This window comes from Desulfogranum aggregans, assembly GCF_055398265.1.
The window spans coordinates 3,447,283-3,459,294 of sequence record NZ_AP042447.1 but is presented as its reverse complement, the minus strand read 5'-3'; the positions used below and the strand labels follow the sequence as shown (position 1 = coordinate 3,459,294).

9 protein-coding genes and 1 CRISPR repeat array (1 of these 10 only partly in view) are annotated in these 12,012 nt (G+C 55.9%); of the genes, 6 read left to right on the top strand and 3 right to left on the bottom strand.

The window, feature by feature from the left end:
* Positions 1 to 860: a CRISPR direct-repeat array (repeat unit 31 nt; unit sequence GTCGCCCCTTCACGGGGGCGTGGATTGAAAC) (it extends 2,240 nt beyond the left edge of the window).
* Positions 861 to 1,070: 210 nt separating this feature from the next.
* The gene (gene trhA, locus ACZ52Z_RS15290; protein ID WP_464267639.1) at positions 1,071 to 1,739 is read left to right on the top strand and encodes a PAQR family membrane homeostasis protein TrhA; all 669 of its coding nucleotides are present in this window, start codon (positions 1,071 to 1,073) and stop codon (positions 1,737 to 1,739) included.
* Between the two features lie 473 nt (positions 1,740 to 2,212).
* Here the strand turns inward: trhA and rtcA are convergent, their stop codons facing one another.
* Positions 2,213 to 3,250 (bottom strand): RNA 3'-terminal phosphate cyclase, encoded by a 1,038-nt coding sequence (gene rtcA, locus ACZ52Z_RS15285; RefSeq protein WP_464267638.1) that lies wholly within the window; start codon positions 3,248 to 3,250, stop codon positions 2,213 to 2,215.
* Positions 3,251 to 3,564: 314 nt separating this feature from the next.
* On the opposite strand from rtcA, the gene ACZ52Z_RS15280 reads away from it, so the two are divergent.
* From ACZ52Z_RS15280 to phnE (ACZ52Z_RS15260), 5 genes are all read left to right on the top strand, one after another.
* On the top strand, positions 3,565 to 4,896 hold the full coding sequence (locus tag ACZ52Z_RS15280; RefSeq protein ID WP_464267637.1) for a sn-glycerol-1-phosphate dehydrogenase: 1,332 nt from the start codon (positions 3,565 to 3,567) through the stop codon (positions 4,894 to 4,896).
* Between the two features lie 133 nt (positions 4,897 to 5,029).
* The gene (phnD, locus tag ACZ52Z_RS15275; protein ID WP_464270805.1) at positions 5,030 to 6,046 is read left to right on the top strand and encodes a phosphate/phosphite/phosphonate ABC transporter substrate-binding protein; all 1,017 of its coding nucleotides are present in this window, start codon (positions 5,030 to 5,032) and stop codon (positions 6,044 to 6,046) included.
* A 90-nt stretch (positions 6,047 to 6,136) separates the two neighbouring features.
* Positions 6,137 to 6,913 (top strand): phosphonate ABC transporter ATP-binding protein, encoded by a 777-nt coding sequence (gene phnC, locus ACZ52Z_RS15270; protein ID WP_464267636.1) that lies wholly within the window; start codon positions 6,137 to 6,139, stop codon positions 6,911 to 6,913.
* Entirely contained in the window at positions 6,910 to 7,701 is a 792-nt protein-coding gene (phnE, locus tag ACZ52Z_RS15265; RefSeq protein WP_464267635.1) for a phosphonate ABC transporter, permease protein PhnE, read from the top strand. Before phnC ends, phnE (ACZ52Z_RS15265) begins: the two co-directional genes overlap by 4 nt.
* Complete coding sequence (gene phnE, locus ACZ52Z_RS15260; protein ID WP_464267634.1) at positions 7,698 to 8,498, top strand: phosphonate ABC transporter, permease protein PhnE; 801 nt, start codon at positions 7,698 to 7,700, stop codon at positions 8,496 to 8,498. The genes phnE (ACZ52Z_RS15265) and phnE (ACZ52Z_RS15260) overlap by 4 nt, the downstream gene beginning before the upstream one ends.
* A gap of 511 nt (positions 8,499 to 9,009) precedes the next feature.
* Here the strand turns inward: phnE (ACZ52Z_RS15260) and ACZ52Z_RS15255 are convergent.
* Both ACZ52Z_RS15255 and ACZ52Z_RS15250 read right to left on the bottom strand, forming a co-directional pair.
* Positions 9,010 to 10,791, bottom strand: coding sequence for an aldehyde ferredoxin oxidoreductase family protein (locus ACZ52Z_RS15255; protein WP_464267633.1), 1,782 nt, complete (start codon positions 10,789 to 10,791; stop codon positions 9,010 to 9,012).
* Between the two features lie 15 nt (positions 10,792 to 10,806).
* The gene (locus tag ACZ52Z_RS15250) at positions 10,807 to 11,964 is read right to left on the bottom strand and encodes an iron-containing alcohol dehydrogenase (RefSeq protein WP_464267632.1); all 1,158 of its coding nucleotides are present in this window, start codon (positions 11,962 to 11,964) and stop codon (positions 10,807 to 10,809) included.
* Positions 11,965 to 12,012 lie beyond the last annotated feature (48 nt).

Genomic DNA, 12,012 nt, shown 5'->3' with positions numbered 1-12,012 from the left:
GCGTGGATTGAAACATGAACTGGAGGATCCAGATAAAAAAATTCTTGAGTCGCCCCTTCACGGGGGCGTGGATTGAAACTGCTCCGGATCTACGACAAGGTTGTAGAACTCAGTCGCCCCTTCACGGGGGCGTGGATTGAAACCACTACCCTGGCCTTTGACGCCTCGGGCACCCCGTCGCCCCTTCACGGGGGCGTGGATTGAAACCTCCTGTTCATCGGGGTTTTGTGGTAGTTGGGATGTCGCCCCTTCACGGGGGCGTGGATTGAAACCAAGCCAACAATACCGATAGGCACAGTGTTGTCGTCGCCCCTTCACGGGGGCGTGGATTGAAACACCACCCAAAGCCAACCGAACAGCCAGCGACTGGTCGCCCCTTCACGGGGGCGTGGATTGAAACGCCGAATCCAAAGGCCTTCCGCATGCAGGAAGCCCGTCGCCCCTTCACGGGGGCGTGGATTGAAACCGGGGTAAGTACACCGAGTGCTATCGGGTCCATGGTCGCCCCTTCACGGGGGCGTGGATTGAAACAGTTAGTAACTGACGCGTTTTTTTTGAAACACTGGGTCGCCCCTTCACGGGGGCGTGGATTGAAACAAAAAGAGGCGGTTTACCGCTGGCAGAGCGATCAGTCGCCCCTTCACGGGGGCGTGGATTGAAACCAAGGCAAGGTATGCATCAAAGTCACCTGCAAACTCGTCGCCCCTTCACGGGGGCGTGGATTGAAACCTCGACAACACGGTAAAGAGAGTAAAGGATGTCAGGTCGCCCCTTCACGGGGGCGTGGATTGAAACGGGTGCAACCTTGATAAAAATATCATAGTCAGGAGTCGCCCCTTCACGGGGGCGTGGATTGAAACAACTGGTCCTCCTAAAACAAAAAACAAGGACGTGACAGCTCACAGTTTGGGTCTTAAATTGTACCTGTTTTTGAGGGCTGTCATCTAATCCTTGCTTTTTACCCGCCCCCCTGTCATGAAGAAAAAATTACCATTTCATTCCAAACAGTTGAACTCCACACGGCACAGCGATATAAAAATTTTTTACCGCCACACCCTCTGAAGAGGTAAATGATGAAACCCCGAGCGGTTGTACTTCCTCGTTACAGTCTGTACGAAGAGATTGCCAACAGCATCACCCACGGCATAGGTGTTGTCTTTTCTATTGCCGGATTGGGGGTACTCACGGCTTTTGCCAGTGCTTTTGGCTCTGTCTGGCATATTGTCTCGTGCAGTATCTACAGCGGGACGATGATCCTGCTCTACACCGCTTCGACCCTGTACCACGCCATTCCTGGGCAAAAGGCAAAGGCCGTTTTCAGGGTGTTTGACCATACCTCTATATTTCTGCTGATCGCCGGGACCTATACGCCTATAACCCTTGTATGCCTGCGAGGCCCTTGGGGGTGGTCGATCTTTGGTACGGTCTGGGGTCTTGCTGTCGTGGGTATATTGCTGGAGATTTTTTTACCCAAGCGACTGCGGTGGATCACTGTCGGCCTTTATGTGGCCATGGGCTGGTTAATTGTGATCGCAGCTAAACCGATGCTTGCGACGATCGCACCCGGTGGCTTGTGGTTGTTGCTGATAGGAGGGCTCTGCTACACCCTTGGTCTTCCCTTCTATACGTGGAAATCACTCCCCTTTCATCATGCAATCTGGCATCTTTTTGTTCTTGGGGGAACCGTTTTTCAGTTTTTCTCCATTCTTCTTTATGTCGTTCCGGTTATTGCCCGCTGAGCTTGCCGCTGTTTCGGTGGATGAGTTGCGGCTTCGCTTGACATTTTCTGCTCAAACGGATCGCCTGAAACATACTGAAAAAACTCTACATAACAGCATGTTGATTGACTCCACGAGGAGCATGTAGTGCAAATTACATCATAAAGAAATCGAATCGGTCAGGCGAAAGCAGAAAGAGAGAATTGTTCAGGCATTGTTCCTGGTCACTAAACGCCTTTTTTCACCACCTTCCTGGGCTACAAACTGAGATAGAACCGGAGGTGCCGCCCCTTCACGGGAGCGTGGATTGAAACTAATGTGACGAAGCTTCAACAAGTTAAAAACATTTTTTTTAGCTCGTCGCTTGTATTGCATCCCCTGCTGTGATTCAATACGTATAGTTGAGGGAAACGAAACCTTCCTCTCAGCTTCCTGGCCCCCTGCAGTCGGCGCGTACACCCTGCAGGGGGCTTTTCCTTTAGGAGCCATTCTCTTCAGAAAGCTTCAACCGGTCTGTCTGCCCTCTTTACCGTCACCCGCCACACGGTTGCTCCTTCCTGCTCGAGCTGCACCACATCGCCGCAGAACTGCCGAATAACCGCTGCATTGGTCAGGGTGTGGCTCGATGGTTTACCAGTAAGAAAGGTGCCTCCTCCGGTCAAAACCAGAGGAACAAGGAGTTGATCGGCAAGGTACCTGCCGACCGGAACACCAGCAGCCCTGTAGGCAAGTGCCTCTGCAGCGACCTCGGTCGCCACCGCTTCTGCCCTCCGCCCTTTTTTTCCATGGCCGGTAAAGGTTTCGGTCAACTGGTCCGACTCGGCAAAAACGCTGACCACATTGCCCGGTCCATGGTCACTGGTACAGGTCATCTCGGTAGCGGATTCTGCTATCTCCAATTTTTCCCGGATCACCTCAAGCTCCCGAAGCGCGATATGCTCTGGTAAACCGGCACACCTGATGCTGGTGGCAAACGAAAGGTTGGAGCACTCGGTCAGCTGCAGAGGCACACTCCCTGCAGCAGGCTCGATAGCGACCCGGATACGTCCTCCGCCCCGTGGGTAAAAACCTGGCCACTCCAGAGTGGCCTTCACCCGCATTCCCATCCGGTTGAGTAAGGGGAGAAAGGTCCGATACAAAAAATCAAAGGTCGGGGCAAAGGGATTGTGGGTCCCTCCTTCCAACACCACTGTTGATGCTCCTCCTGCAGCGATGAGCGCGGGCAGTATGGCCTGCAGAACCAGGATACAGCTGCCGGCGGTACCGATATCAAAATGGTAAAAACCGGCCTGCAAGCCGGCGGGAGCAAAAGAGAGGGACAACGCTCCTTTGCCAGCCCCCTCCACCTCGGCGGTTCCGATAGCTGCTGCAGCCCGAACGGCAGTGAGATGCTGGTCAAGCAATCCAGGTTTTTTCCTTTTTGCCCTAATATTACAGATACGAAATGGCTGGCAGGTGGCGAGCGCGAGGCTGAGCGCTGTGCGTACTACCTGACCACCCCCCTCGCCGACAGATCCGTCAAGAGTAATCACCTGCTGCTCCTCAGCTCGCCCTGGATGTATCCATGTGCTGACCAGGACGTATTTGGGCAGCACACGGTTTACATAACCTCAAACGGGTTGAATACCACTCCCCCTGGAAAACGACCGTTCAAATGGGTTGATGTTGCAGGAAACCATTTTCCACCTGATCGCGATGAAGGTCTTGACCTTTCAGGATACTCGGATTCCAGTTGCGGATGAAATTTTTTTCCCTGCAAAGGAAAAATATATTCACCTATTACTGTACACAAGGTATACAGGTGATGGATCTGGCACTACCTTCTCTCCCTTAAACCCTGACCGTCATGGATCGTTCGCAACTGCTCGGCACCACCTTTGACTGCCCCTGTGGCAGGCAGCACACCGTTCCCACCAGGCGATTTGTCTATGCTGATTCGGCCTTTTCCGACCTCTCCGGGGCCATCAGGGAACTCGTACCAACTGGGCAAGTCCTACTCATTTCCGACACCCGAACCTATGCCGCAGCCGGCGAGGCGGTCGCCGACAGCCTCAACCGACAGGGAGTTGCCCACGACCTCTTTATCCTCCCCGATCCTCCCGGTGAATCTCCTGCAGCTGATGATGCCACCCGCGATTATCTCCTGGCCAACACACCGGAGGCTGACCTCTACATTGCGGTTGGCAGCGGGGTGATTAACGATCTGGTCAAATGGGTCTCGTTCCTGCGCAACGCCCCCTACATTGCCGTCGCCACTGCCGCCTCCATGAACGGCTATGCCTCGGCCAATGTGGCGGCCACCATCGACGGGCTGAAAGTTCTCTTTCATGCCGAGGCTTGCCGGGCCATGTTCGCCGATCCCCAAGTGATTGCTGATGCCCCTTCGCGGCTGACCGCTGCCGGTTTGGGCGATGTACTCGCCAAATCGGTCAGCTCTGCCGACTGGCGACTCAATCGATTCCTGTTCAACGATTACTACTGCCAATTCTCCGTTGACCTGCTCAAGGACCTGGAACCGATCTATCTCAACAATCCTGAGGGCATCCGAGACCGAAAACCGGAAGCTATTGAGGCGCTGTTTACCGCCCTGTTCTATTCTTCCATCGCCATGACCATGACCGGCACCTCTTCCCCGGCCTCAGGCGGGGAGCACTTGGTCTCCCACACCCTGGACATGATCGCCATCCGCGACGGTGTCCACCACGACCTGCACGGTCGCCAGGTGGGAGTTGGTTCGATTCTGGCCGCTGCCATCTATGAACGACTGCTGGCCATGGACCGGCCACGTTTTGTCTCGGTCCCCCAGCACATTGACCACGGCTTCTGGGGAAGCCTGGCACCGGTGGTGGAAAAGGAGTACCACGCCAAATTACCTCGCCTTGAACAGGCCGCAACCATTCTCGGTCAAGGGGACAACTGGAACAGGCTGCGTGAAATTATCCAACCGGACCTGGTTGGTGCACAAAGGCTGAAGCATTGCCTGCAGACAGCCGGAGCAGCCCACAGCTATGCTCAACTCCAGTGCAATCGTCAACCGCTTACCCGGGCGTTCTTTACCCGGGCGGTACAGAACGCCAACCAGATGCGCCAGCGGTTTACCGTCCTTGATCTGGCAGTGATGACCGGGATCATCCCGGAACAGGTGGATACCCTGATAGACCAGTGGCTGGCGAGCTAGTCGATCCGGCCGAACAACAAGAGGGGAATGACCGGTATGCCGGTTTTTACCATACCCTGAATTTCACCGATCCAGGGATGCGTGGAAGGAGTGATGGCAGTTTTCATTTAATCCAAGAGAGGAAGAGACAATGATGAAAAGGATACTGACGTTGGCCCTGGCTGCCCTGTTTACTGCAGGCGTGGCCATTGCCGCTGATGAGTGCACCAATCGCGGTACGCTGGACGAGATGTACTGCGATGAAGACATGGACCTGGTTGCTGATCCACCCAAGGATCCTAAAGACTGGAAAGACCCCAATACCCTCGTCTTCACCTACACCCCGGTAGAAGACCCAGCCGTCTACAAAGACGCCTTTGCCGACTTCCAGAAGTATCTTGAGGAAAAAACCGGGAAAAAAGTGATCTACTATACCGTGCAGTCCAATGCGGCTGAGGTGGAGGCGATTCGTTCCGGTCGGCTCCATATCGCCGGCTTCTCCACCGGGCCAACCGGTTTTGCCGTTAACCTGGGCGGGTACGTACCCATTGCCGTTAAGGGCTATCCGGACGGATTCCAGGGCTACAACCTGATCGTGGTCACCAAGAAGGACAGCGGCATCAACACCCTTGCGGACATCAAAGGCAAGCGCATCGCCCACACCTCTGCCTCCTCCAACTCCGGCAACCTTGCTCCCCGGGCCATTTTCCCGCAGCACGGCATCGTCCCGGACGAGGATTACACGGTTGTCTACTCCGGTAAGCATGACCAGTCCATCCTCGGCGTTGCCCACGGTGACTACGACGCGGCCCCGGTGGCTTCCGACGTCTATAACCGGATGGCCGAAGCAGGGCGGATCAATGCCGACGAGTTCAAGATTGTCTTCACCAGCCCCAAATTCCCCACCTCTTCTTTCGGGTATGCGCACAACCTGCACCCGGATCTGGTGAAAAAGATCGTCGATGCCTTCTACTCCTACCGCTTCACCCCGGAAATGCAGGAGACCTTCGGCAAGGCCGACCGTTTCTACCCGATCACCTACAAGGAAGATTGGAAGGTCATCCGCGACATCGCCGAATCCACCGGTACCTCCTATAACCAGGCGGGCCTGAAGAAGATGGCGGAAAAAGATGCGGCCAAAGCCGCCAAGAAGAAGGCAAAAACACAGTAAGCTCCGGATATAATATCATGCAGCCCCTCAGGGGGCTGCGCCCCCTTACCGGATACCCATTCCCCAGCTCTCTGATTGCAGTACAACGACATGACCACTGAACCTCGTACAGAACGATCGATCCGCATCGAAAACCTGAAAAAAGAATACGTCCCCGGCAAACCGGTCCTCCACGACATCAGCTTTGAGGTGGTGGGCAACAACTCGGTGGCCATCATCGGCCCCTCGGGCACCGGCAAGAGTACCCTCATCCGCTGCGTCAACAAGCTTATCCCGCCTACCGGTGGCAGTGTATGGATCAGCGGTGAAAACATCACCAGACTCTCCGGCCGCCGCCTGCGCGAGGCACGGCGCAAGATCGGCATGGTGTTCCAGGAGTTCAACCTGGTTGAGCGGCTATCGGTGATGGAAAACATCCTCAGCGGCCGCCTGGGTTACGTGCCACCTTGGCGGGCGTGGCTGCGCAAGTATCCGCAGGCTGATATTGATCGGGCCTTTGATCTACTCGATGCCATCGGGCTCACCGATTTCTTCCGGCAGCGGGCTGACAGCCTCTCCGGCGGCCAGCGCCAGCGGGTGGGGATAGCCCGAGCCATCATGCAGCAGCCCCACGTGCTCCTGGCTGATGAACCGACCTCCTCCCTGGACCCCAAAACCAGCGTCGAGATTATGGAGCTGCTGGTCTCCCTGTCCGAGGCCAACAACATCCCGCTGATCATCAACATCCACGATGTGGAACTGGCCAAGCGGTTCACCTCGCGGGTGATAGGGCTCTCCAAAGGGGGCATAGTCTATGACGGCCCACCGGCCGAGCTGACCAATGAGCATCTCAAGGAAATTTACGGAGGCGAGGACTGGCTGCAATGAGCTCAACATCCAACACTCCCCGTCCAAGCCCGTTTGCCCCCAACTGGTGGGTCCGGATCGGCTGGCTGCTGGCAGTGCTCTATGCCCTTTACGCCGCCAATTACCTGGACGTCTCCTGGACCCGTTTCATTGCAGGACTGGGAAACGGCTACACCTTTTTAAGCGAGATGGTTCCAGTGGATTTTTCCCGGTGGAAGCTGCTGGTGGAGAACCTGCTCGAGACCATTGAGATCGCGATCATCGCCTCGGCCTTCGGGGTGCTGTTTTCTCTGCCGGTTGGCCTGCTGGCGGCACGCAACCTGATGCCCGCATGGGTCACCTGGCCGGCACGGACCTTTATTGCCCTGTGCCGCTCGTTTCATCCGGTGATCTTTGCCATCCTGTTTGTCAAGGCGGTGGGATTCGGCCCGCTGGCCGGGATCCTGACCCTCATCTTCGCCTCCATCGGCTTTATCGGCAAACTGTTTGCCGAGGCCATTGAGGAGATCTCCCTCAAGCCGCTGGAAGCGTTGCGGGCGGCAGGGGCACCCTTTATCAGCGTGATCATGTACGCGGTTCTGCCCCAGGTGCTCAACCGTTTTATCGGGTTTTCTTCTTATCAACTCGACGCCAACCTCAGGAACTCGACCATGGTGGGGATCGTCGGTGCCGGCGGGATCGGCGGCACCCTGTTCGCCGCCTTTCAGCGATTCGACTATGACTTCCTGGCCGCGATCCTGATCTCGATCATCGCCCTGGTCATGGTCAGTGAGTTTATTTCCGTACAGATTAAAAAGGTCTTCCAATGAGTAGTACCGCATCCCGCCAATGGCATCGATTTACCCCGAACGAGCGGCTGGCTCGCTTTGCCGTCTTTCTCGGCTTTGCCGTCGCCCTTTCGGTATCCATGCGCACGGTGGAGGTTATCCCTGAGTTCCTCTACGACGCACCTACCCAGATCTCGGACCTGCTGACCAGGATGTGGCCCATGGACCTGGCCTACTATCCTCAAGGGATTCACCACTCCCTGGTGGAGACCCTCCATATCGCCACCCTGGGCACCCTGCTGGCGGTAGTCATGGCGGTACCGGTGGGGATCATGGGGGCCAACAACATCGTCCACTTCCCGGTGCTCAACTGGCTGGCCAAGCTGATCCTGGTTTCCTCGCGTTCGGTCAACTCACTGGTGTGGGCGCTGCTGTTCGTGGCCATCTTCGGGCCCGGTCCGCTGGCCGGCACGGTCTGTATCGGTTTTCGTTCGGTGGGTTTTGTGGGTAAGCTCTTTGCCGAGGCCCTGGAAGAGGTCAACCCGGGCCCGGTCGAGGCGCTCTCGGCTGCCGGGGCTCCGTGGATTTCGACCTTTCTCAAGGGGTACTGGCCTCAGGTGGCCCCGGCGTTCTGGGCCATCTTTCTCTTCAGGTGGGATATCAATGTGCGGGAATCAGCGGTAATCGGCCTGGTGGGTGCCGGCGGAATCGGCATGGTACTGGACACCGCCCTTAACCTCTTTCACTGGGACCGGGTCTCGGTGATCCTGCTCGCCATCTTTACCGTGGTCATCCTGGCCGAGCTGCTGGTCACCAGGATCAGGATGCGGATCATCTGAGCCGACTGCATTGATGGGCCGCACGGTCAGCTTGTACGATTCATGAACTGACCACCAAGGCGTCGATACCACGCGCCACGAGTTCATGAAACAGCCACCTTTTTTTGAGGAAGACGGCAACCTGGTCGGGGTCGGTTTGTATATCAAATGCATACCAGACGGTAATACCGTCCACACGCAAACGATGGTAACGCTCCTGCTGTGATGGTTTCCCCAGGCTGACCGCCGGGGTGCGGGTTATAACCTGCCGCCCTGCGCCTCACCCGCCGCTGGAATGGTGACTTTCCAGGCGGAGAGTGAGGTGTCCTCCTTTTTTATTGATGTATTCCCTGGCGCTTCCCGAAATGCGCATTCTTCTCGCCCTCCAGATCCTCCCGACCAACGGATGGATGACCCTCAATTCACCACCACACCTGATGACCATTCATTGACACTACCCATCCGTCTCGCTGGCCGGGCAGAGGCAAGATGAGACAACCCGATTCTGACTCCCCCATCTTGTGCCCACAGCCTACGCCTGTGGTGGCGACGATGGAACGCCCTGATCGTCCCATCCCCTGACCTTGTAGTAATTTTGCAGGAGTACCTGCATGTCCTCCTCGCTGATCACCTTGCCGGCTTCAGGCAACACTTCCTTGGAAAAACGCTTTGGCAATTTGTCATCCTCAGGGGTCAATCCTTCGCGCAGATTAAAGAGGCGGGTATTGTCGGTTATCCGACGGGCAATCGCCCGCATGTCGTCGGCATCCAGCTCAAGGCCAGTGGTCCCCTGGACCATGGTTGCCAGTTCGTCCCATTGATACATATCCCGATAGAAGCGGCAGAGTATCAAGGCGTCAAAAAAAGTCAGGCGATCCTCCCATTCGGCGAACATTTCCGACTTACCCTCGATCTGGTCGGGGTCAATCATTCCGGCAATTTCAGGTTTATAGAAGGTGGCCCGCAGGTGGCAGGCCCCCCGGTCCGAGGTGCCATAGGAAAGGCCCATCCCTTTCAATACCCGTGGGTCATAGCCGGGTGGTTCAAGCCCTTTGACGTGGATGGCCTGATCGGCCATACCCCACTGTGCTGCTGCGACTTTGATGCCGTCAGCAAGCACTGCCCCGTGACCGCGACGATAGGCAATATCATGAAGCAGCTCAGCGATGGCACTGGTATCCCCGTAATCCAGGCCCAGATCAATGCGTCCCTGTCGGGCTGCCTCGATGGCCAATCCGGCAAGATTGCCGGCGGTAATGGTATCCATGCCAAGGCGGTCGCACACATCGTTGAGATAAAGGATATCCTCGATATTATCGACCTCGCACAGACCGCCAAAGGCATAAATGGTCTCGTACTCCGGTCCTTCAACGGTGAGTCCTTTGTGTTTTCCCTCCTTGACCGTGGACAGTCTGCCGCAGGCCATGAAGCACTTACGGCAGGCATGGGGCTTTACCTCGCACCGTTCGTGCAATGCAGCGGCATTGATGCTCTCGCGGTGCTCGGACTGCCCTTTGGCCCAGTAGCGCGTTGGAAAAGCCTTCATTTCATTGAGCAGATCAACCATCATCGGGGTGCCGTGGGTTTTATACGCCTTCACTCCAGGGTTGGTTCTGCTCTCCTGCGCCAGCTGGTTGGCAAAAGCGGCAATGGTATCCGGCTCTGCAGCCTCGGCCTTGCTGGAGCCGCGAAAGGCGATAGCCTTGATGTTCTTGGACCCCATTACCGCTCCAGCGCCGGTTCTTCCGGCAGAACGCCAGTAATCGTTTTCGATCAGGGCGAAACTGACCCAATTTTCCGCAGCAGGGCCAACGACCGAAACACCGCACTGCGGGTTCTCCGGCCGGTTCTGCCGCATCCATTCCTTGACCCAGTCTTCGGTGGCGTAGGTTTCCAGGCCCTGGAGCTCATCCGCCGGATGGAAAAGGATCGTGTTATCTGCAATCTCCAACCATATCGGCTCTTCGGAACAACCGTGAATCACAATGGCATCAAATCCAGTGGCGGCAATGTACTCAGCTACCGTTCCCCCTGAGTAGGACTCGGCATAAAAACCGGTCTGGGGTGACTTGGTAAACACCCCGTACCTGCAGGATCCCCAAACACGAGTCGCCGCCACTGGCCCGGTGGTGATAATAAGATGATTATCCGGCCCCAACGGATCAACCCCGGGAGGGTTAAGCTGCAACAGCAGGTGCGTTGCCAGCCCTTTTCCCCCCAGGTACTTGGCAAGAAGGTCATCCTGAAGTTCCTGACGCTCAATTGATTTCGCAGTGACGTCAATTTTCAGTAATGCGTTATAAAATCCGTACATTTGCTCTCCTTCCCGTTAAAGCACTTGCCGATAAATCGCCTCGGCGTCTTCAAGCTTCAGTGTTCGCGGGTTGTTGGCCAGCAGCCGGGTAACCTTCAATACCCCTTCAGCCAACATTGGAATATCTTCATCTTTGACATTATAATCGCTCAAGTGCTGTGGCACGTTAAGATCTGCAGCGAGTTCCCTGACTGCTGAAACACCAAGCGCAGCCAGTTTTCTCGAACTCATATCATCGCTTCCTTCCCCGAAAATACGTGCAATCTGCGCAAATTTTTCCAGGTTGCCGATAAGGTTGAACTCCATCACCGGAGTGAGCATAATGGTGTTAGCTATACCGTGGGGAATATGGAACTCAGCACCAATGGGATAAGCAAATGCATGCACGGCAGTTACCCCGGCATTAGCGAACGCCATACCGGCCAGCATGCTTCCTTCCAGCATTTTTTCACGCGCAGCGATATCACTGCCGTTGGCATAGGCTGTCCTGATATTATTGTAAATCAGCTCCATGGCCTTAGTGGCCAGCATGTCGGTGGTTGAATTGGCGTTGATGGAAGTGAACGCCTCCATGGCGTGAATCAGTGCATCCATTCCTGTGGCCGCGGTAACAGCAGGCGGCAGTCCAACCGTCAACTCCGGATCAAGCAGTGCACAGGCAGGAAAGAGGTGGGAACTGACCACGCCTTTTTTGAGCTTTTCGTGGTGGTCGGAAAGAATGACAATGGGGGTGACCTCACTGCCTGTTCCAGCGGTGGTGGGAATGAGGATAAGCGGGATGCCTGCGTTCTTGATCAGGTCAATACCGAAATACTCCTCAACACTGCCTGGGTTGGTAACCATCACCGATACGACCTTGGCGATATCCAAGGAGGAGCCGCCGCCGATACCGAGGATGCAGTCCGCACCCTCAGCTTCAACCAAATCAACCACCTCGTCGACCAGCTCAAAGCGGGGATCTGCCTCAACTTTATCAAAACGGACAAACGGTATACCTGCTTCATTCAGGATGCCTTCTATTGTATCGATGATGCCGGTAGAAACCAGGCCTGGATCGGTTACGATCAGTGGCTTGGTCCCTCCCAGGTTGTGTAACTCCTGGGCAACTGTATTCACGGAACCAGCGCCCATGACAATGCGTTCTGTTGTTCTAAACAGGGTAATTTCTGACATTCTGTCTCTCCTCGCCTTCCATGTTCGCAGCCATTATCCATGGCCCTC